Here is a 21,366-nt window from a genome sequence, read left to right as displayed (position 1 = left end):
GCGGCATTGTGCACGCCCTCGCTCCAGAGCGGTTTCCAGAGAGTAGCCTGTGCCCGGCGGCTTTAGCTTGCAAGACGCAGTTATTCCCTTTAAACCGCTTTTTTTGTGTTTAGGAGTCATCCGTGAAACGACGTGTCGTGATTACCGGGCTGGGTATTGTTTCCCCGGTCGGCAACGATATTCCTACCGCGTGGGATAACATCGTCAATGGGCGTTCGGGCATCGGGCGTATTACCCGTTTCGATCCTTCGGCCCTAACAGCCCAGATAGCGGGTGAGGTCAAGGATTTTGATTTAACACCATACATTTCGTCCAAAGAAGCCAAGCAGATGGATACCTTTATCCATTACGGCGTGGTCGCAGGTATGCAGGCCTGGAAGGATTGCGGTCTGGATATCAACAGCATCAATGCTGAGCGTGTGGGCGTTATCGTCGGTTCGGGGATTGGTGGTTTGCCCCGCATTGAAGAAACCCAAAAAGATTATCTGGAACGGGGCCCACGTCGGATTTCCCCGTTCTTTGTGCCTGGCTCCCTGGTCAACCTGGTGTCGGGACAGCTGTCCATCGGCCTGGGCCTGAAAGGTCCTAGCTACGCTGTTGTGTCGGCATGTACAACCGGTCTGCACTCCATTGGTGACGCTGCTCGCTTGATCGAGTATGGCGACGCTGATGTGATGATTGCCGGCGGTGCCGAGTCCACCGTGTCCCCTCTGGGCATTGGCGGTTTTGCCGCCATGCGTGCTCTGTCCACCCGTAACGACGATCCTGAAACAGCATCGCGTCCATGGGACATGGACCGTGACGGCTTCGTACTGGGTGAGGGCGCTGGTGTACTGGTGCTGGAAGAGTACGAACATGCCAAGAAACGTGGCGCACGCATTTACGGCGAGTTCTCCGGCTACGGCATGAGCTCTGACGCTCACCACATTACTTCGCCTGACCGTGACGGTCCGCGTCGTGGCGTGATGAATGCCTTACGTAACGGTGGCATCAACGCTGACGAAGTTCAGTACGTCAACGCACACGGTACTTCCACGCCACTGGGCGACGTGAACGAGTCCGAAGCATTGAAACTGGCTTTTGGCGATCACGCTTACAAGCTGGTGGTCAACTCCACCAAGTCCATGACGGGTCACCTGCTGGGTGCGGCCGGTGGTATTGAAGCGGTGTTCACCACCTTGGCGGTGTATAACCAGATCTCGCCTCCAACCATCAACATCTTCAACCAGGACCCTGCCTGCGACTTGGATTACTGCGCCAACCAGGCGCGTGACATGAAGATTGATGTTGCTCTGTCCAACTCTTTCGGGTTTGGCGGCACTAACGGTTCGATGGTGGTTCGTCGTCTTCGCTAAGTTAGACTGCCCCACTCGTAACGCCCAGTCCTGGTCGATCGGAGCTCCGGCTCCGGTGCGCCGACTGGGCGCTTTTGTCTGTGCCTTGCTTGCAGCAGGCCTGGCCTGGACAATGTCTAGCTGGCAATGGCCCTGGGCCCTGGCAATATTGGCAGGTGCTTTGTGGGCTTATTTTTTGTATGCTCGCAGTCGTGGGGCATGGGATGAGCGCGCTACACTAGCGCATCGTGCAGGGCTATACTCCTTGCAGTGCGAGGGGGCAGCAAAGGAGTCCGTGCAAATAGAGCAGATCTGGCGTTGTGCCTGGTTCATGACCTTGCGTTTGCGCCGTGATTGCACCAAGGCTTGCCGTACCGTGACCGTATGGCGCCGCGCCCAGTCGCAGCAGGACTGGTGGGCCTTGTCTCTATGTGCCAACCGACTGTCTCATCAGGTCCGTGCTCAGAATAAGGATTCTTAATGAGTGAACGCGATACCGATGCCGAACTAGTTGCACGTGTTCAGCGTGGGGATAAGCGAGCCTTTGACCTGCTGGTACTGAAGTACCAGCGCAAGATCATGCGTCTGCTCAGCCGCATGGTACGTGACCCGTCTGAAGTCGAGGACGTGGCTCAGGAAACCTTCATCAAAGCGTACCGAGCTCTTCCCCAGTTCCGGGGCGAGAGTGCTTTTTACACCTGGCTGTACCGCATTGCGATCAACACGGCCCGTAACTGGCAGGCCTCGGCCGCCCGACGTCCCAATACTTTGCAGAACGTCGAAACTGAAGAAGGTGAAACTTTTGACCGAATCGACAACCTAAGCGATATAAGCACGCCAGAATCCATGATGGTCAGTCGCCAGATTGCTGAAACGGTAAATACAGCGATCCAGGCACTGCCCGAAGAGTTGCGGACGGCTATCGTGCTACGTGAAATAGAAGGTATGAGCTACGAAGATATTGCTCAGACCATGGACTGCCCTATAGGAACTGTACGCTCACGCATCTTTCGAGCCCGTGACGCCATTGCTGCGCAATTGCGTCCCATACTCGATGGTGAAGATAGTGAACGACGGTGGTAAGGATTGATGATGCAAGCCCTGAAATCCCATTCCGATGATGATCAACTCAATGCCTGGGAGGCCGCCGTGTCTTCCTGGGTGGATGGCGAGGCTGAAATACGCCCCGAGGAACTGGACTCCCCCTACGGGCGTCAAGTCTGGGATACGTACCATTTGATTGGTGACGTCATGCGTACCGATGCGCTGGCGATCCGTACGTCGGATCGCTTTTACGCGCGTCTGTCCAAAGCAATTGACGAAGAGCCTACCGTGCTCGCCCCGAATGCCATGAAACGACCCTTGGTGCAGCGCTATGGTGTCAGCGGCCTGGCCGTGGTGGCTGCCGTGGCTGCCGCCTTGTGGGTAGGCCTGCCGTATATGGGGGTGAACTCCGTGCCAGGCACGCTGGTGGCCAGCGCCCAGGATGATCAGCTCTGGAATGATTACGCGGATTTGCACCGCGACTTTGTTGGTACCGGTCCGGTACGCCATGTTTCCTTTGAAAGTGGAGCCCTGGGTCAATGAGGTCTGTACGTATGCCGTCGCAGATGGGCTTGGCGCGTCTCTATAAGGGCTTGTTTGCCCTTTCTCTGGCGGTGCTGTGCACACCTGTACTGGCTCAGGATGCCAGCGGGCTGGAGCCCCTGGATCTGCCCTGGTTGCAGAAAGTCCATAAAGCGGCGCGTGACCTGGATTATTCCGGGGTCATTATTTACACCCAGGATCAGGCCAGCCAGTCCATGAAACTGGTCCACATTATTGATGGTACCGGCGAGCGCGAGCGTCTGGAGATTCTGGACGGCGAGCCGCGCGAGTTTCTGCGTCAGAACGAAGTCACCCAATGCCTGATTCCCGAAAAGAAAATGGTGGTGATCGAGCGTCGTGAAAACGAACGCTTTCCCAGTTTTCTGGTTGGTGATGTCAGCCAATTACCCAATTTTTACGATATGCGCCGCTTGCCATCGCGCGAGCGCGTGGCCGGTCGCCCTTGCGACCTGATCGAGCTGGTTCCCAAGGATGATCAGCGTTACGGCTACCGCGTGTGTGCCGATACCGATCATCATTTGCTATTGAAAATGCAGACTCTGGACCCACAACAAGAGGTAGTGGATCAGATCGCTTTTGCCTCTGTTGCCTTTGGCGAGCAGGTGGATTTGCAGGAACTGCGTACCAGTTGGAACCCCAGCAAGTGGGAAGTGGTCGAACCCGAAGTACGAAAAATAGATTTGAACGAGCTGGGTTGGCATCTGGCCATGCCTGCCGGTTTTACCTTACGGTCCGAAATGCTCCGGCCCATGCGTGCGGGGCGTCAGGTTACCCATTTGATGTTGTCTGATGGTCTGGCTGCCATTTCCGTGTTTCTGGAGAAGGTAGGGACCCCTGAAGCAGAAGAAAACAGCCTGGGTGCCTTTCACCGTGGCTCCATGAATATGTACCGCAGTCGCATTAATGATTATGTTTTGACCAGCACGGGTGCCGTACCTGTACAGACCTTGCGCGCCTTGCTGGAAGGTACCCAGTTCACCCCTCTATCCCGGACACATTGACTATCGTCCACCAGGAGTCTTTGAATGGAAAAATCGAGTCAAAAAATGCGTATTCCTGTTCTCTCGGCCTTGACGGCGGCCGTGATGCTGGCGGCGGGTGCGCCTATGGCCTACGCGCAGGCTCAGCCTGTCACGACAACCGAGCAAGTCCAGAGCACGACGCTGGGGCTGCCTGACTTTACTGGCGTTGTTGCCAAGACCGAGGATGGAGTAGTCAATATCCGTACCACCGAGGCCGTCCGGGTGCGCTCCCCCGCCATGGGTCCGGGCTCGGATCCTTATGATATGTTCCGCTGGTTCTTTGGGCCCGATTTCATGCCGCCCGGCATGGCGCCGCAGCGCCCTCGTGGCGGTGGCAATGAAGGCCAGCAGCCTCAAGAGCGCACAGTGCCACGTGGTGTGGGTTCGGGTTTCATCATCTCTGCTGACGGCTACATCCTGACCAATAACCATGTGGTGGCCGACTCCAATGGCATTTTCGTCACGCTGAGCAACGGCAAGGAATATCCAGCCAAGATCATCGGGACGGACGAGCGCACCGACGTGGCCCTGATCAAGATCGAAGCCAAAGACCTGAAGCCCATGGTGATCGGTGATTCCAAGCAGCTCAAGAAAGGACAGTGGGTTCTGGCTATTGGCTCGCCCTTCGGTCTGGAATCCACCGTGACTTCCGGGATTGTCAGCGCCATCAACCGTGAAACCGGCGATTACCTGCCTTTCATTCAGACCGACGTGGCTGTGAACCCTGGTAACTCCGGTGGTCCGCTGATCAACCTGAATGGTGAAGTAGTGGGTGTGAACTCCCAGATCATTTCGCGTAGCGGTGGCTTCATGGGTATTTCCCTGGCCATTCCTATCGACGAAGCCATGAATGTGGTCGAGCAGCTCAAGTCTGACGGCAAGGTGACTCGCGGTCGTATCGGTGTGCAGATCACTCCGGTAGCCGATGATGTCGCTACCGCACTGGGTCTGAAAGACAGCAAGGGAGCCTTGGTCAGCAGCGTGGAAGAGGGCGGTCCTGCCGCCAAGGCCGGTATTCAGTCTGGCGACGTGATCCTGAAGTTCAACGGTCGCACCATTGATCAAATGACAGACTTGCCCCGTATTGTGGGAAGCACCAAACCAGGTCAAAGCTCCACACTGGAAATCTGGCGCAAGGGCAAGTTGCAGACCATCAAGATTGATGTCGAAGAAATGCCTTCCAGCAGCCCAACTGCTGCCGCCAAGGACGAGAAAGACAGTTCTGCTGCCAGCACGGCCGATGCCTTTGGCTTGAAAGTGACGGCAGTTCCTGCTGCTGATCTGAAGCGTTTGGGCGTTGAAAGTGCGGTTCAGGTAACAGAGGCCACGGCCCCTGCCAGCGAAGCCGGTCTGCAGCCTGGTGACCTGATTTTGCGTGTCAACGATAAAGACGTAGGGACGCCGGATCAATACGCTAAAATGGTGGCTTCCTTGGATAAATCCAAAGCAGCAGCCTTGCTGGTCCTGCGTGCAGGGCAGTCGCAATGGGTTTTGATTACGCCATCGAAATAAAAATTCTGTAAAACGGCTAAAATGGTAGTCATTGATGAACTCCGGCCAGGGGCCGGAGTTTTTCCGCCGCTATTCGCGGGGGCAGTTTGCCCCGAATGGATACTGGCTCCACGTGCGCCCGTCTGACAGGACGGGTCTTGCGTTTTCGGCGCGTGGACTGAAAAGGGGCGTCATGTGCGCCCCTTTCTTGTGCCGTCTCTCTGGCATTGCGCCTCAACATTTTCTTTGTTTATTAACGGGTTTATGGATCACATCCGCAATTTCTCTATTATTGCCCACATCGATCATGGCAAATCGACCTTGGCTGACCGCCTGATCCAACGCTGTGGTGGCCTGGCCGACCGCGAGATGTCGACCCAGGTTCTGGATTCGATGGACATCGAGAAAGAGCGTGGCATCACGATTAAGGCCCAGACCGCCGCTTTGCACTACAAGGCTCAGGATGGCAAGGTATACAACCTGAACCTGATCGACACCCCCGGCCACGTTGACTTCTCCTATGAAGTCAGCCGTTCCTTGTCGGCCTGTGAAGGTGCCTTGCTGGTCGTGGACGCTTCCCAAGGTGTGGAAGCGCAGACTGTAGCCAACTGCTATACCGCTTTGGATCAGGGCGTGGAAGTGATTCCAGTGCTCAACAAAATGGACTTGCCTTCGGCTGACCCGGATGCAGCTCGCCAGGAAGTGGAAGACGTGATTGGCATTGATGCCAGTGACGCAATTGCCGCCAGTGCGAAAACCGGCCTGGGTATCGACGAGATTCTGGAAACCATCGTGGCGCGTGTTCCGCCGCCAGTGGGTGATCCGACTGCTCCCTTGCAAGCCCTGATCATTGACTCTTGGTTTGACAACTACGTGGGCGTGGTCATGCTGGTGCGCATCGTCAACGGTGTGCTCAAGCCCAAGGAAAAAATTCTGCTGATGGCCACCCGTGCGACGCACCTGGTCGAGCATATCGGTGTCTTTACCCCCAAGTCTGAAAACCGTCCTCATCTGTCTGCAGGCGAGGTGGGTTTCATTATTGCCGGCATTAAAGAGCTGGAACACGCCAAGGTTGGTGACACCATCACTTTGGCCGGCAAACCGGCTGAAAAAGCCTTGCCGGGCTTCAAGGAAGTGAAGCCTCAGGTGTTTGCCGGTTTGTACCCGGTGGAGAGCAGCGAGTACGATCAACTGCGCGATTCCCTGGAAAAGCTCAAGCTGAACGATTCCTCCCTGATGTTTGAGCCCGAAGTGTCTCAGGCGCTGGGCTTCGGTTTCCGTTGCGGTTTCCTGGGCCTGCTTCATATGGAAATCGTCCAGGAGCGTCTGGAGCGCGAATTCGACATGGATATCATCACCACCGCGCCGTCGGTGGTGTACGAGGTCGAGCGTCGTGACGGCGAAGTCTTGATGATTGAAAGCCCTTCCCGCATGCCGGAAGTGTCCCATATCGAAGACGTACGCGAGCCTATTGTTGTGGTTTCGCTGCTAATGCCGCAGGAATACGTGGGCCCGGTCATGACCCTGTGTACAGCCAAGCGCGGTTTGCAGTTAAATATGACCTATCATGGCCGTCAGGTGAACCTGGTCTATGAGATGCCTCTGGCCGAGATCGTGCTGGACTTCTTTGACCGACTCAAATCGGTATCGCGCGGCTACGCTTCCATGGACTACGAGTTCAAGGAATACCGTTCGGCCGATGTGGTCAAGGTTGATATCCTGATCAACGGCGACCGGGTTGATGCCCTGTCCATGATTGTGCACCGTAGCAACGCCCGTTACCGTGGACGCGAAGTGGTCGCCAAGATGCGCTCTCTGATTCCGCGGCAGATGTTTGATATTGCGATTCAGGCTGCCATTGGCGCCGAAGTTATTTCTCGCGAAAACGTCAAGGCATTGCGCAAGAACGTGCTGGCCAAGTGTTATGGCGGCGATATTTCTCGTAAGAAAAAGCTGCTTGAGAAGCAAAAAGCCGGTAAGAAGCGGATGAAGCAAGTTGGGAACGTGGAAATTCCGCAGGAAGCCTTTTTGGCAATTTTGCAGGTCGAGGATAAGTAATGCTCTGGTCGGCAGCTCAAGCCGACCACAGCCAGGACTGCTTTAATTTCTTTAAAGGAAACCGATGAGCTGGGATTTCGCTCTGATTTTGTTTGTACTGCTGATACTGACCGGCGCAATCTGGTTTTTGGATCGTTTCTCCCTGCGCTCGCGCCGTCTGGCGCGTGCGCAGGCCGCGATGCAGGCGGTACCGGAAACGGCAGCTCAAGACCCCGAGCACTTGCAGCAACTGCGCCAGGACGCTTATGACCAGGCCAACCGCATGCCGTGGTGGATTGAGTATGGCGTCAGTTTTTTCCCAGTCATTCTGTTCGTGTTTGTATTGCGCTCTTTTATCATCGAGCCTTTTCGCATTCCGTCGGGCTCCATGTTGCCCACGCTGAAAAATGGCGATTTGATTCTGGTGAACAAATACGAGTACGGCATTCGCCTGCCTGTCAGTGGTACCAAGGTTGTGCCTTTGGGCCATCCCGAGCGTGGCGATGTGATTGTGTTCCGCTATCCCGTTGATACCACTGTGGATTACATCAAGCGTGTGGTTGGTGTGCCGGGTGACCGCGTGGAGTACCGCGACAAGGTATTGTCCGTGAATGGTCAAGTCATTACCCAAGTGCGCAGTGGCGATTACTACGAGCCGGATCGCTCCGCTTACATTGGGCGCTATCTGGAAGAGCTGGGCAAAGTGCAGCACAACATCTTGCTGAACAAGACTCAGCCTCAGGGTTTGATGCCTATCGTGGCGTTCCCCAACCGCGACTCCTGTGAGTACTTCTCCAACGGTATCTCTTGTGTGGTGCCCGAAGGTAATTACTTTGTCATGGGAGATAATCGCGACAATAGTCTGGACAGTCGTTATTGGGGCTTTGTGCCCGATGAGAATATTGTGGGACGCGCCTTCTTTATCTGGATGAATTTCCGCGAACTTAGCCGTATAGGTCGCTTCCATTAATGAAACGTCTTGCTTTGCTTGAAGCCGCTATCGGCTACTCCTTCAAAGACACAGGCCTGCTTGAGCAGGCCTTGACCCATCGTAGCCACAGCGCTCGCCATAACGAGCGGCTGGAGTTCCTGGGGGATTCGGTCTTGAACTTCACGGTTGCGGCCTTGTTGTTCGACCGTTTCCAACGCATTGATGAAGGCGATCTGTCCCGCCTGCGAGCGAATCTGGTCAAACAGGCCGCTCTGGCGGAAATCGCTACCCGTCTGGGTTTGTCGGATTATTTGCGTCTGGGGGAAGGGGAGCTGAAAAGCGGTGGTTTCCGTCGTCCCTCCATTCTGGCAGACGCGCTGGAAGCCATTTTTGGCGCTGTCTTTCTGGACGCGGGCTTTACGCAAGCCCAAACCGTCATCACCCAGCTCTATGAGCCCATGCTGGTAGATGTGGACCCCAAAACCTTGGGGAAAGATCCCAAGACCTTGCTGCAGGAGCTGCTGCAAGGTCGCAAGCTGGATTTGCCGGTGTATACCGTGGTGGCCACCCATGGCGCAGCCCACGATCAGCTCTTCGATATCGAATGCACGATCGCCAAGCTCAACATCCATGTTCGTGCCAGTGGCAGCAGCCGTCGTGCGGCTGAACAAGCCGCCGCGACGCAGGCCATTGCTATTTTAGAAGCTGAATTTCCAGCCAAGACGACGCGCGCCAGTCGCCATCGTCGCCCCTCACAATTGACATTGCCCGTGGCAGTGTCGCAGGAAACAGAATGACAGAGACCCCTTTTCGCTGCGGCTTCGTGGCTATTGTTGGACGACCGAATGTCGGCAAGTCCACGCTGGCCAATGCCCTGATCGGCAGCAAGATTTCGATCGTGTCGCGCAAGGCGCAGACCACGCGTCACCGCATCAACAGTGTGCTGACGCGTGATCACGATCAAATGGTGTTTGTGGACACCCCCGGTTTTCAGACCAAGCACGGCGGGGCCATGAACCGCATGATGAACCGCGTCGTGACCCAGGCTCTGGCCGATGTGGACGTGGTGGTGCATGTGGTTGAAGCCGGCAAGTGGTCCGCTTCGGACGCCGAATTGCTGCCCATGCTGCCTAAAGGCGGCAAGACCATTCTGGTCATCAACAAGGTTGATGCCTTGAAAAGCAAGAATGACTTGCTGCCTTATATCGCCCGCCTGTCGCAGGAGTTCGAGTACGGCGCCGTGATTCCGGTCAGTGCTGCCAAGCGCCTGCAACTGGACCCTTTGCTGAACGAGATCGCCTCCCGCCTGCCTGAAGGTGAGGCCATGTTTGACGCTGACACCATTACCGACCGCTCGGTGCGCTTCATTACCTCGGAGCTGCTGCGCGAGAAGATCTTCCGCCTGGTGGGTGACGAGCTGCCGTACGGGTGTACCGTGGTTATCGAACAATGGGACGAGAACGAGCAGGGCGCGCGTATTTCGGCCTGCGTGGTCGTAGAACGCGAAAGCCACCGTCCGATTCTGTTGGGAGCGGGTGGCATGCACATGAAGCGCATTGCAACCGAGGCTCGCCAAGATATTGCCAAGCTGATCGACAAGCCCGTGTTCCTGGATGTGTACATCAAGGTGCGCAAGGGCTGGTCCGATCGTGAAGCGGTCCTGCGCGACCTGGGGTATGAGTAATCCCCGTCATCGCTTTCAGGACGAAGCGGGCTATATCCTGCACACCAGTGCCTGGCGTGAAACGTCCCTGATCTGTCATGCCTTTACACGTAACCACGGGCTGGTGCCCCTGGTTGCAAAAGGCGCCAAAAGGCCGCATTCCATTTTGCGGCCTGCTTTGTCTGTGTTTCAGCCTTTGTTATTGGCCTGGTCGGGCAAAAATGAAGTCAAAACGCTGACACGGGCGGACTGCGCCGGGATTCGCCCCTTGAAAGGTCGTGCTCTGATGTCGGCCTGGTACATGAACGAATTGTTGATTCGTTTGTTGCCGCGTGAAGACCCACATCCTGTTTTGTTCGATGCCTACGAAGAGGCTCTGGTGCACTTGGCACAGATTCCTCGTCCACCCGTGGCGGGGGCCTTGCGGCGCTTTGAGTGGGTGCTGCTGACCGAAACCGGCTATGGCTTTGATGAAGCCACGCCGGACTTTGACGACCCTGTCGGCGAGCCAGAGTTGCGCATACGCTTGCGCGAACGCCTGAACAGCTTGCTGGGTCGCCCCTTGCATACCCGCTCTGTTCTCATGCAGCTGCAACGCTATTGATATGGCCGTCTCCCTTCCTTCCGTGCTGGTTCTGGATACCTGCGTACTGATCTCCAACGTACTGCGCCGCTTGCTCCTGGCCCTGGCTGACGAGCAGTTGTTCAAGCCTGTCTGGAGTCCGGTGATCGGGGACGAATGGCGGCGTAATGCGGGCAGGTTGTGGAAAGTCATGCCCACCTCTATCGAGGAGCAGTGGGAAGCGCTGCAACAGCGTTACCCCGAAGCCGATTTAGGCGATAGCAGCGAGTTCAAGAAGGACTTACGCTACTCCGATGCCAAGGACTGGCATGTGATCGCCACTGCCCGTTTGGCACAGCAGCGTTATCCCGATCAGCCGGTCGGCATCTTGACCCGTAATCTGAAAGACTTTAATCGTTCCGAGCTGCGTCGCCTGGGGATCAGCTTGTGGGAGCCGGATCAGCTTTTGAGTTTGTACATGGCCGCGCACCCGGATTTGATGCAGCGTTTGCTGGATGGTTTGCCCGCTTTGATGCTGACGCCCGAAGCGCAGGCACTGGATACGCATACCTTGTTAAAGCGTGATCGTTTGTTCAGTGTGGGGCAGGCTTATTTGCGGCGTCAGAAAATGGACGAGGCGCACTCATGAAGCAAGGTGTTTTGCTGTCGGTCCTGGCCTCCGCTTTATTTGCCTGCCTTTACTACTACGCCACCGTCTTGCAGCCACTTAGTGGCGAGCAGGTTTTTGCCTGGCGTATTGTGCTGGGGCTGCCTGCTTTGGCTTTGGTGATCACTCGGGCACGGCGCTGGCGGGAAGTGCGTTGGGTATTGCGTCACTGGCCCGGGAATTGGCGCTATTTTGCCTTGCTCTTGCTGGCTGCAGCCCTGGTCGGGGTACAGCTCTGGATTTTTGTCTGGGCGCCTTTGCACCAGATGGCGCTGGACGTGTCCCTGGGCTACTTCCTCTTGCCGCTGATGATGGTGCTGGTAGGGCGGGTGATCTACAAAGACAGATTGAGCACCATTCAGTGGATTGCTGTGGCATTGGCCGGCGTGGGTGTGCTGCACGAGCTGTTCCGCGTAGGGAGCGTCTCCTGGGCGACAGCGGTGGTGGTTGTGGGTTATCCACCTTATTTCATGCTGCGCCGTTATCTGCGTCTTGGCTCGCTGGCTTCACTCTGGTTTGATCTGAGCTTCTTGTTCCTGCCAGCTTGCTGGCTGCTCTTTGTTCAAGACACGCAGATGTGGGGCCTGTTCGCGGATCAGCCTCGCTTGATCTGGCAGGTCCCGGTTCTGGGCCTGATCAGCTCGGTTGCGTTGGTCAGCTATCTGTCTGCCAGTCGTCAGTTGCCTTTGGCCTTGTTTGGCATTCTGGGCTATGTGGAGCCGGTGCTCTTGTTCTGGGTGGCGTATTTGCTGCTGGACGAGCCCATGAGCGCGAATCAGTGGTGGACCTATATTCCGATCTGGATTGCCATTTCCTTGATGGCTATGGAAGGTTTCATCAAGATGTGGCGACCCGGACCGCCTGTGCCGCCTCCCAAGGCGTAAACTCTGCTTGTTAGTACCAGCCAGTGCCGAAGGGCTGTTAGTGTCTACCCAGACGTTCTGGGGGCTTCCTGAGTGAAGCAGAACCCAATATAAAACGACTCCTGAAAGACCCTCTCCAAAGTTGGATAGCTATCCATGCTTTTGGGAAGGACATGACAGGAGTCGTTTTTTTTACTACGGGGCTCTTCTAGAGGAGATAGTCCGGGCCGTACCAGACTGGGTCCTGCGCGATATAAGCAGGCTGCTTAGCGCAGTTTCTCCGGGCAGTCAGGTTGATTGCGCAACAAATTGGCCTGGGTCACCGAACAACCCGCTGGTACGTCTTCCGTAATCCAGACATTCCCGCCAATCGTGGAGCCGGCACCCAGCGTGACGCGGCCCAGAATCGTGGCGCCAGCGTAGATGACCACATCGTCTTCCACGATGGGGTGACGGGCCTGGCCCTTGAGCAGCAAGCCTTTTTCGTCCTTGCTAAAGCGCTTGGCACCCAGGGTGACGGCCTGATAAATACGAACCCGCTTGCCGATGATGGCGGTCTCGCCAATCACAACGCCGGTGCCGTGGTCGATGAAACAGGAATGGTCAATTTGCGCGCCGGGGTGAATATCAATACCGGTCTGGCTGTGGGCCAGTTCTGCAATAATGCGCGCCGTCAGGGGCAGCCCCAGATTGGTCAGAGCATGGGCGATGCGGTGATGGATCATGGCCAGCAGACCGGGATAGCACAGCAGTACCTCGTCCACATTGCGGGCAGCCGGGTCGCCTTGATAGGCGGCGACCACGTCCAGATCCAGGGTGCGGCGCAAGTCTGGCAGCTTGTTGGCAAAAGCCTGTATGGCCTTGTGTGCCTGCTCTTCAATGGTTTCGCGATCGTATTTGTCACCACGGAGCAGGGCAGCGCGTTGCAGCTCGATACGCGCCTGTTGCAGCAGCGTATTGAGCGCCTGGCCCAGGTGGTGGCCGACAAAGTGATCTTCGTACTCGCGACGCAGCTCCGGGCTGCCCAGGCGCATGGGAAACAGGATGCCTTTGAGCTGCTCGGTCACTTGAATCAAAGCTTGTACCGACGGAAATTCCTGGCCTTCAAGCTCGTTCAAGCGTTGATGCGCCTGTCGCCATTCTTCGCGGGCCCCGCGCAGATTGTCGACGATATGTTGAGTTTCAAAGACTGCCACCAGTGTTCTCCAAAGGGGAAATTTTCTACAAGGTTTACTATACCCGCGCGTCTGAGCAAGGACACGAAAAACAGGGCGCTGCGTCAGGGTGATTCCCTTTGCCATGGCTCAGGCCTGGTCGTGCCGCTTCAAGGCCCCATGAGCTTGGGGCAAGATCAAGCAGATGAGGGGCATGGTCAGGTTTTCAAGCCAGCGTGCTTGAGCGTGCGGATAATAAAAAAAGCCCCCTTCGAAAAGGGGGCTTGGGGAGTGCGGGGTCCGCGATCTTATTCGCGGTTACCGCCCAGCACGCCTAAAAGCACCAGCAGGTTGCTGAAAATGTTGTAGACGTCCAGATAGATCGCCAGGGTGGCCGACACGTAGTTGGTTTCACCACCGTTGATGACGCGCTGCAGATCAACCAGCAAGAAGGCCGAGAAGATACCGATAGCCATCACGGAGATGGTCAGCATCAGCGCAGGCAGTTGCAGGAAGATGTTGGCCAAGGCCGCAACCAGCAAGATAACGGCACCGACAAACAGGAATTTCTGCATGCCGGAGAAATCACGCTTGGTGGTACTGGCAATAGTTGCCATCGCGCCAAAGACCGCAGCGGTACCGCCAAAGGCCAGCATGATCAGTTGTGCGCCATTACCCATGCCCAGGACAAAGCCCAGCAGACGGGACAGCATCACACCCATGAAGAAGGTAAAGGCCATCAGCAGGGCGACACCCAGCGAGCTGTTCTTGTTCTTTTCGATCAGGAACATCAGGCCAAAGGCACCGACCAGGAAAACAATGGCGCTCAGGCCTGGGCTGGCGCCCATAACCCGGTTAATCCCGGAGGACAGGCCCAGCAAGGCTCCCAGCACGGTGGGAATCATGGACAGGGCCAGCAGCCAGTAGGTGTTGCGCAGGACGCGATTGCGAGCAATCAGCGACTGGGCGCCCAGGGTGCCGTTATGCTCAGGCAAGCTTGATTGACGAAATTCGCTCATGATGAGTCCTTAGAATACAGAGAGATCAGTGGTCAAGAATAACTGACAACTACCTGAATAATCAAGAATCTTCTTTATTATTCAAGCACCCAGTTTATGAGCATGCACTTGGCAGCCTTGCGCCTGGTAGACACGCCAGCGTTCGCGAGCCTGGGTACGGTCAGCTTCCCGTTCGGAGACAATTTCCAATATACGCGGGAATTGTTCAAAACCGGGCGGGCATTGGGCATCCAGATTCAACAGCCAGCTTTGCTCACCTGCGGGCACGGGGGCGGCACTGGTCAACAAAACAGGGGTGGTGGCTGCCAAGGGGTCTTCCACACCGACGTGCGGGACAAAAGCTGTGGATTCAAAACCCCAGAGCAGGCGATCGAAACGGGCCAGTTGGCGGGCATCGGAAAGATACACCACCACCTGACGGCCCGCCTCGTAGTGCTTGCGCACGACCTCGCAGGCCATACGCAAGCGATCTGGCGCGCCGAAAGCGAAATCGACGCGGCTCATGCTTAGCGACACTGATTAAGCAGGTACTGAACCAGCAAAGGCACGGGACGGCCTGTGGCGCCCTTGTCCTTGCCGCTGCGCCAGGCAGTACCGGCGATGTCCAGGTGAGCCCAGCGGTACGCTTTGGTGAAGCGGGACAGGAAGCAGGCGGCGGTTACCGAACCGGCTGGTGGGCCACCAATATTGGCCATATCAGCAAAGTTCGAGCGCAGTTGCTCCTGGTAGGCGTCGTCCATGGGCATGCGCCATGCCGTGTCACCCGTTTGCTTGCCAGCTTGCATCAGTTCATCAGCCAGGTCGTCGTCGGTCGAGAACAGGCCGGTGTTGACGTGGCCCAGAGCGACCACGCAAGCGCCGGTCAGGGTGGCCATATCGATCACGGCAGCGGGTTTGAAGCGCTCGACGTAGGTCAGGGCATCGCACAGAACCAGACGGCCTTCGGCGTCCGTGTTCAGGATCTCGATGGTCTGGCCAGACATGCTGGTCACGACGTCGCCCGGTTTATTGGCGCGGCCGCTGGGCATGTTTTCGCAAGAAGCCACCACAGCGATCACTTCACGGTCGATGTTCAGTTCGGCAATGGCGCGCATGGTGCCCAAAACGCTGGCAGCACCGCCCATGTCGTACTTCATTTCGTCCATATTGCCGGCTGGCTTGATGGAGATACCGCCCGAGTCGAAGGTCAGGCCCTTACCCACCAGAACGATAGGACCGTCCTCGTGTTTGGTCTTGGTGTTGGGGGTATGGCGCAGCACGATGAACGCAGGCGGTTCATCCGAGCCCTTGGCCACCGACAGGAACGAACCCATCTTCAAGGCTTCGATCTGCTTGCGCTCCAGCACTTCGGCTTTCAGTGTCTTGAACTCCTTGGCCAACTGCTTGGCGGTTTTGCCCAGGTAGGTAGGAGTGCAGATATTGCCGGGCAGGTCAGCCAGCAAACGGGTCAGGTTCACACCGTTACCAATGGCCTGACCTTGCTCCAGACCCGCCTTGGCTTCGCTGGCTTGGGTGCGGGCCGTCCACAGCAGGAACTGGCTCAGCTGGGGAGCAGGTTCGGGCTTGCTGAACGTGGCGGTGTAGCGGTAACTGGCGCGGCATACGGCCACGGCAGCGTCCTGAGCGCGGCTGCGCAAGGTGGTGCCTTTGCAATCAATGCTGGCCAGGGCCGAAACGGCTTCTTTCAGGTCTGCTTTCAGGCAGTAAGAAGCAAGGCAGGCCTGGGCTTGCGTATGAGTTGCTGCTTTGTATTCCTCTTGAGCGCCTAAGCCGACTAAAATAACGCGTTCGGCCTTAACACCGGGCAGATTGCGCAGCACCAGGTGGGTATTGGGCTTGCCTTTAAACTCGGCTTTGACAGCAGCGCTCACAGCTCCGTTGCTGGCGCGGTCGATAAGTTCCGCTGCGGGGCTTAGAATGCCCTCGGCAAAGACGCCTACGCCTAGTGCGGCCGTCTTAATTTGGTGCAAAGAAGCGGATGTCTGTGTGCTAAATTCCATTCAACTATCCTCAGTGTGTCGCAAATCGTACCTGCGATTATCTCGCAAATTCTCATATGTCTCTATTTAAACGCTCTGCGGTATCCGAAATCTTAAGTCACAGTGGCGTTGTACTGTCCACTTTGCTGATTGTGTGGCTTAGTGTACTTCTGGTGCGTTTGTTAGGCGAAGCGGCCAATGGCACGATTGGCCCTGACGTGGTGCTGGGTCTGGCCGCCTTTTCCAGTATTACCGCCTTGCCGATTATTCTGGCCGTTTCCCTGTTCATTGCCGTGCTCACCACCGTGACGCGCAGCTTTCGGGAATCCGAAATGGTGGTCTGGTTTGCCAGCGGCCTGTCCTTGAAAAACTGGGTAACGCCCGTTTTGCAGTGTGCAGTGCCGGTTGCCATTCTGATTGCCGTTCTGACCTTGCAGGCTTCGCCCTGGGCTTATCGTCAGATTGCCGAGTACCGCCAGCGTTTTGAGCAGCGCTCGGACCTGAGTAAAGTGACCGCCGGGCAGTTCATCGAGTCCGATGATGGTGCCCGTGTGTTTTACGCCGACTCCCCAGAAAAAGAAGGGGATGAGCTGGGTAATGTGATCGCCCGCGTGATCGACCCGCAGTGGCTCAGCATTGTGACTGCGCAAAGTGCTCGCATGGAAGAGCAGCCCAATGGCGATCGCTTTCTGGTCTTGAGCGAAGGCCATCGCTACGACTTGAAGCCCGGTCAGGCCGAATTCCGTATGGTGGACTTCGAAAGTTACGGCATGCGTCTGGAGAGCCGTGATGCAGGCAATACCGCTGAAACGATTCGCGCCCGCGCCGAGCAGCAGATCAAGGCTCGTCAAACCACCTTGTTACTCAGTGATGACGATGCCGAGGCGCGCTCACAGATCATGTGGCGCTTGGCTTTGCCCCTGGCGGCACTGAATCTGGCCTTGCTGGCGATTCCTCTGGGAGCGGTGAATCCCAGGATGGGACGCTCAGGCAATATTCTGGTGGCTGGTCTGGTAGGTCTGCTCTATATGAACCTGATCAACCTCTCGCGCGGCTGGATTCGTAATGGCCAATTGGGTTTTGAAATCGGTTTGTGGCTGGTTCATGCCATCTTCTTGCTGATCATGGTCTTCATGATGTGGCGTAAATTGCGCATCAAGGCACCTAAACCACCAGCGACAAGCTGAAGTAGAAAAGGGGCGTGACGCCCCTTTTTTGTACCTGTTACTTCTAGCTTGATTGAGCGATTCAAGCTCCATCCAGCAAATCTTGTCGCTCCTGAACAGACTGCTTCAGAAAGTGCCAGAGCCGGGTCAGGCTGGGATTTTGACGCTGCTCCTCATGACAGAACATCCAGAAGCGTCGACGCAATTCCACCTGGTCGGGTAGAACACAACGCAGGCGCGGATCGGTTTTTGCCAGAAAGCAGGGCAGAACGGCAATTCCTTGTCCCTGCAAGGTAGCCTGATACTGCGCAATCACGCTGGTGCTGCGAAAGCGCACGGCTGCAGATCTGACGATTTCTTCCAGATAGCGCAGGCTGTCGCTGAACACCAGATCATCCACATAGGCAATAAAGCGATGCTGGGACAAATCCTGCACGCTTTCTATGGGCGGATGGCTGTTCAAATAATCCTGATGGGCATAGAGCCGCAAGCTGTAGTCTGCCAGGCGCGTACACCAGTAAGGGCCGCGTTGGGGGCGCTCCAGTGCAATGGCCAAGTCGGCATCCCGGCGTGACAGACTGATAGGGCGGGGTACAGGCAACAGCTCCAGGGTCAGCTCCGGATACTGGGCCTGGAAAATGCTGAGCAAGGGCGTCAGGACATAACTGCCAAAGGCTTCAGTGCAGCCCAGGCGCAGCTTGCCCGTCAAGGGTCTGGCCTTGCCCGTAATCGCATCGCGAGCCGCCAGCAAGCGGCTTTCTACCGGCTCCATGCGTTGCTGCAGATTCTGCCCTTCGCTGGTCAGGCTATAGCCGCTGACCGTGGACTTGTGGAACAGCCGCAAGCCCAGTTCCTGCTCCAGTGCCTGGATACGGCGTGCCACGGTGCTGTGTTGAACGCCCAGCCGTTGAGCGGCAACGCTGATACGCTGGCAGCGGGCCACTTCCAGAAAGTAACGCAGATTATCCCAGTCCATCGTGATGGGCCCGCCCTGAAAAAGACTTGTGCATAAATGCCCAGCTCCTGTGCATTTTTCAACATGGTAAACGGGTCTTGAGGCTTCTACACTCGATGAGAACCCTCATACAAGTGGGATAACAAATAAGGCTTAGCCGCCTGAGCAATTCATTGGAGACATGCTATGACGGAAGTGGTTCGTGTACCTTTGCTGATCGATGGACAACATGTTCAATCCAAGAGCACCCGTTGGGACGATGTGCTCAATCCAGCCACCCAGGAAGTCGTGGCCCAAGTGCCTTACGCCACGATGGAAGAGCTGGAAACCATTATTGCCAGCTCGGCCAAGGCTTATGAGAGCTGGCGCCATTCCAGCCAGGGCGCGCGCATGCGCGTCATGCTGAATCTGCAGCGTCTGGTGCGTGAAAACAGTGCCAAGCTGGCTGAAGCCATTTCGCGTGAACACGGCAAGACCATGCCTGACGCTGAAGGTGAAGTAGGCCGCGGCCTGGAAGTGATCGAATACGCGTGTTCCATTGCTTCGATGCAATTGGGCGAATACGCAGAAAACGCTGCGGGCGGTATTGATGTCTACACCCTGATCCAGCCCTTGGGCGTGTGTGCCGGTGTGACCGCGTTCAACTTCCCGGTGATGCTGCCCTGCTTCATGTTCCCGCTGGCTGTGGCTTGCGGTAATACCTTCGTGCTCAAGCCTTCCGAGCAGGATCCTAGCGCCAGTCTGATGCTGGCTGAACTGGCTCTGGAAGCTGGCCTGCCTCCAGGCGTGCTGAACGTGGTCCACGGAGGTGCAGATATTGCCAATGCCCTGGTGACCCATCCTGAAGTCAAGGCTGTGTCCTTTATTGGTTCGACAGCTGTTGGCACCGAAATTCACCGTCGTGCCACTGAAGCTGGCAAGCGCTCGCAAGCCATGATGGGCGCCAAGAACCACTGCATTGTGATGCCTGATGCGGATCGTGATGTGGCGATCAACCAATTGCTGGGCGCTGCTTTTGGCGCGGCCGGCCAGCGCTGCATGGCGATCTCGGTAGCCGTGATGGTCGGCGAAACTGGTGAGTGGGTTGATGAACTGGTCAAACGTGCTGCCACCATGAAGGTCAACGTAGGTACGGACCGTCAGGCCGATCTGGGCCCCTTGGTCTCGCCGCGTGCTCGCCAGCGTGTGGAATCCTTGATTGAAGCCGGTGTACAGGAAGGTGCCAGTCTCTTGCTGGATGGCCGTGGCGTGAAAGTGCCTGGCTATGAAAGCGGTAACTTTGTCGGCCCAACCATCTTCAATGATGTGAAAGCCGATATGCGCATTTACGAAGAAGAAATCTTCGGACCCGTGCTGTGCATTGTGCGTGTCAATACGCTGGAAGAGGCGGTGCAGTTCATCAACCGCAACCCCAACGGTAATGGCGTGTCCATCTTCACCCAGGACGGCGGCCATGCGCGCTACTTCCAGAACCGTATCGACGTAGGCCAGATCGGTATCAATATTCCTATCCCTGTGCCGGTGGCCTGGTTCAGCTTTACTGGCTCGCGTGCGTCCAAGTTGGGTGACCTGGGTCCGAACGGCAAACAAGCCGTTCAGTTCTGGACACAGACCAAAACCGTGACGGCCCGTTGGCAAGCTCATGCCAATACGATGAATACAACAATCAGCATGACGTAATTGTTGAATCTATATATATAACTTAATGCAATAAGCGAGCTGTTCCTTATTACATATAATAGCCCTGTACCTGGGGCTATTAACATATGAATATTCAACAATTCCGCTTTGTCCGAGAGACCATCCGACGTAACTTCAATCTGACTGAAGCCGCTCGCTCGCTCTATACCTCCCAGCCGGGGGTGTCCAAAGCGATCATCGAGTTTGAAGATGAACTGGGCATCAAGATTTTTGAACGTCATGGAAAACGCATTAAGGGCTTGACCCGACCGGGCGAAGCTGTCGCCGAGGTGATCGACCGCATCATGCGCGAGATCGACAACCTCAAGCGTGTCAGCGACGACTTCGCCCGCCGTGATGAAGGCACCTTGGTGATCGCTTGTACCCACGCCCAGGCACGATATTTGCTGCCCAAGGTGATCCCTGAATTTCGCCGTCGCTTTCCCAAGGTCCATATGTCCTTGGCTGAGGGCAGCCCGCCTGTGCTGGCCCAGATGGTGATACATGAGCAGGCTGACGTGGCCATCGCTACCGAAACCCTGGCACTGACGCCGGGCCTGGTCGCCTTGCCGGTCTACACCTGGGAGCATACGGTGGTGGTGACGCCGGACCATCCACTGGCTGATCTGCCTGCCAACAAGCAGCTGTCTATTGAAACCCTGGCGCAATACCCCATCGTGACTTACGACCATGCTTTCTCGGGCCGAGGTTCGATCGACGAGGCCTTTGCCAAGCACGGTATCACTCCGGATATTGTGCTGGAAGCTATTGATGCTGACGTGATCAAAACCTACGTTGATGTCGGTCTGGGTATCGGTATCATCGCAGGCATCGCGTTCGATCCGCGTCGTGACAAGGGTCTGGTGGGCTTGCCAGCAGGGCATTTGTTTGGCGCACACCACACCAAGGTGGCGGTGAAAGCCGGGGCTTTCCTGCGTGACTATATTTTTGAACTGCTGGAGATGCTGGCACCGGAATTGACCCGGGATGTGGTGCTGAGCGCTCTGGACGAGAAACAAGCTGGTGGCCCGTTGTAGAGCTAGCCGCTGTTTAGTTGGCAATAAGGGCCACCGTGTAATCACGATGGCCCTTATTGTTTGTGCGGTCGGCGTGGTTTGGCAGGGCAGGTGAGAGCTTATGGTCAAAGGCTATAAGTAAAAATTGAAACAAGCTATCGACTCAATTGACTATGATAATAAGAATGATTATCATTATCCAACTTTCTTAGCCAATGG

General features: G+C 56.4%; 21 protein-coding genes. 16 read left to right on the top strand and 5 right to left on the bottom strand.

From position 1 onward, the window contains the following. Positions 1-122 precede the first annotated feature (122 nt). The 13 genes from fabF to rarD all read left to right on the top strand — a co-directional run bounded on the left by fabF (position 123) and on the right by rarD (position 12,199). Positions 123-1,355: a beta-ketoacyl-ACP synthase II gene (gene fabF / locus D0C27_RS18265; RefSeq protein ID WP_021446869.1), complete on the top strand. Its 1,233-nt coding sequence runs from the start codon at positions 123-125 to the stop codon at positions 1,353-1,355. A gap of 274 nt (positions 1,356-1,629) precedes the next feature. Beyond that, positions 1,630-1,815 (top strand): hypothetical protein, encoded by a 186-nt coding sequence (locus tag D0C27_RS19560; protein ID WP_226349219.1) that lies wholly within the window; start codon positions 1,630-1,632, stop codon positions 1,813-1,815. Next, the gene (rpoE, locus tag D0C27_RS18255; RefSeq protein ID WP_009456579.1) at positions 1,815-2,417 is read left to right on the top strand and encodes an RNA polymerase sigma factor RpoE; all 603 of its coding nucleotides are present in this window, start codon (positions 1,815-1,817) and stop codon (positions 2,415-2,417) included. The genes D0C27_RS19560 and rpoE overlap by 1 nt, the downstream gene beginning before the upstream one ends. A gap of 6 nt (positions 2,418-2,423) precedes the next feature. Further along, complete coding sequence (locus D0C27_RS18250) at positions 2,424-2,921, top strand: sigma-E factor negative regulatory protein (RefSeq protein ID WP_009456577.1); 498 nt, start codon at positions 2,424-2,426, stop codon at positions 2,919-2,921. Beyond that, on the top strand, positions 2,918-3,943 hold the full coding sequence (locus D0C27_RS18245; protein WP_230940648.1) for a MucB/RseB C-terminal domain-containing protein: 1,026 nt from the start codon (positions 2,918-2,920) through the stop codon (positions 3,941-3,943). Before D0C27_RS18250 ends, D0C27_RS18245 begins: the two co-directional genes overlap by 4 nt. A 24-nt stretch (positions 3,944-3,967) precedes the next feature. Next, positions 3,968-5,476: a DegQ family serine endoprotease gene (locus tag D0C27_RS18240; RefSeq protein ID WP_009456573.1), complete on the top strand. Its 1,509-nt coding sequence runs from the start codon at positions 3,968-3,970 to the stop codon at positions 5,474-5,476. A 243-nt stretch (positions 5,477-5,719) separates the two neighbouring features. Continuing rightward, positions 5,720-7,513 (top strand): translation elongation factor 4, encoded by a 1,794-nt coding sequence (lepA, locus tag D0C27_RS18235; RefSeq protein ID WP_026483097.1) that lies wholly within the window; start codon positions 5,720-5,722, stop codon positions 7,511-7,513. 64 nt (positions 7,514-7,577) lie between these two features. Further along, positions 7,578-8,462 (top strand): signal peptidase I, encoded by an 885-nt coding sequence (gene lepB, locus D0C27_RS18230; protein WP_009456564.1) that lies wholly within the window; start codon positions 7,578-7,580, stop codon positions 8,460-8,462. After that, positions 8,462-9,220, top strand: coding sequence for a ribonuclease III (rnc, locus tag D0C27_RS18225; RefSeq protein ID WP_009456563.1), 759 nt, complete (start codon positions 8,462-8,464; stop codon positions 9,218-9,220). Before lepB ends, rnc begins: the two co-directional genes overlap by 1 nt. Further along, positions 9,217-10,107: a GTPase Era gene (gene era, locus D0C27_RS18220; protein WP_026483096.1), complete on the top strand. Its 891-nt coding sequence runs from the start codon at positions 9,217-9,219 to the stop codon at positions 10,105-10,107. Before rnc ends, era begins: the two co-directional genes overlap by 4 nt. Continuing rightward, positions 10,100-10,690: a DNA repair protein RecO gene (gene recO, locus D0C27_RS18215; RefSeq protein WP_026483095.1), complete on the top strand. Its 591-nt coding sequence runs from the start codon at positions 10,100-10,102 to the stop codon at positions 10,688-10,690. The genes era and recO overlap by 8 nt, the downstream gene beginning before the upstream one ends. A 1-nt stretch (position 10,691) precedes the next feature. Continuing rightward, positions 10,692-11,297 (top strand): PIN domain-containing protein, encoded by a 606-nt coding sequence (locus tag D0C27_RS18210; protein ID WP_035272512.1) that lies wholly within the window; start codon positions 10,692-10,694, stop codon positions 11,295-11,297. Further along, complete coding sequence (gene rarD, locus D0C27_RS18205; protein WP_035272513.1) at positions 11,294-12,199, top strand: EamA family transporter RarD; 906 nt, start codon at positions 11,294-11,296, stop codon at positions 12,197-12,199. Before D0C27_RS18210 ends, rarD begins: the two co-directional genes overlap by 4 nt. Before the next feature lie 245 nt (positions 12,200-12,444). Here the strand turns inward: rarD and epsC are convergent, their stop codons facing one another. The 4 genes from epsC to D0C27_RS18185 form a co-directional block, all read right to left on the bottom strand. After that, on the bottom strand, positions 12,445-13,374 hold the full coding sequence (epsC, locus tag D0C27_RS18200) for a serine O-acetyltransferase EpsC (protein WP_035272518.1): 930 nt from the start codon (positions 13,372-13,374) through the stop codon (positions 12,445-12,447). A 266-nt stretch (positions 13,375-13,640) separates the two neighbouring features. Beyond that, positions 13,641-14,351: a Bax inhibitor-1/YccA family protein gene (locus D0C27_RS18195; protein ID WP_009456559.1), complete on the bottom strand. Its 711-nt coding sequence runs from the start codon at positions 14,349-14,351 to the stop codon at positions 13,641-13,643. Positions 14,352-14,432: 81 nt separating this feature from the next. Beyond that, positions 14,433-14,855: a DNA polymerase III subunit chi gene (locus D0C27_RS18190; protein ID WP_009456558.1), complete on the bottom strand. Its 423-nt coding sequence runs from the start codon at positions 14,853-14,855 to the stop codon at positions 14,433-14,435. 2 nt (positions 14,856-14,857) lie between these two features. Beyond that, positions 14,858-16,351, bottom strand: coding sequence for a leucyl aminopeptidase (locus D0C27_RS18185; RefSeq protein ID WP_009456557.1), 1,494 nt, complete (start codon positions 16,349-16,351; stop codon positions 14,858-14,860). Between the two features lie 56 nt (positions 16,352-16,407). Between D0C27_RS18185 and lptF the strand changes: the two genes are divergently transcribed. Further along, the gene (lptF, locus tag D0C27_RS18180; protein ID WP_035272521.1) at positions 16,408-17,517 is read left to right on the top strand and encodes an LPS export ABC transporter permease LptF; all 1,110 of its coding nucleotides are present in this window, start codon (positions 16,408-16,410) and stop codon (positions 17,515-17,517) included. A 61-nt stretch (positions 17,518-17,578) separates the two neighbouring features. On the opposite strand, the gene D0C27_RS18175 is transcribed toward lptF, so the two are convergent. Next, the gene (locus D0C27_RS18175; RefSeq protein ID WP_035272524.1) at positions 17,579-18,472 is read right to left on the bottom strand and encodes a LysR family transcriptional regulator; all 894 of its coding nucleotides are present in this window, start codon (positions 18,470-18,472) and stop codon (positions 17,579-17,581) included. 165 nt (positions 18,473-18,637) lie between these two features. Here D0C27_RS18175 and D0C27_RS18170 point away from each other — a divergent pair, with 165 nt between their 5' ends. Both D0C27_RS18170 and D0C27_RS18165 read left to right on the top strand, forming a co-directional pair. Continuing rightward, positions 18,638-20,131 (top strand): CoA-acylating methylmalonate-semialdehyde dehydrogenase, encoded by a 1,494-nt coding sequence (locus tag D0C27_RS18170; protein WP_009456555.1) that lies wholly within the window; start codon positions 18,638-18,640, stop codon positions 20,129-20,131. 86 nt (positions 20,132-20,217) lie between these two features. Beyond that, on the top strand, positions 20,218-21,168 hold the full coding sequence (locus D0C27_RS18165) for a CysB family HTH-type transcriptional regulator (protein WP_009456554.1): 951 nt from the start codon (positions 20,218-20,220) through the stop codon (positions 21,166-21,168). Positions 21,169-21,366 lie beyond the last annotated feature (198 nt).

The sequence above is a fragment of the Alcaligenes faecalis genome, assembly GCF_005311025.1.
In the GTDB taxonomy this organism is placed as follows: domain Bacteria; phylum Pseudomonadota; class Gammaproteobacteria; order Burkholderiales; family Burkholderiaceae_B; genus Alcaligenes; species Alcaligenes phenolicus.
This window is presented reverse-complemented; position numbering and strand designations above follow the sequence as displayed.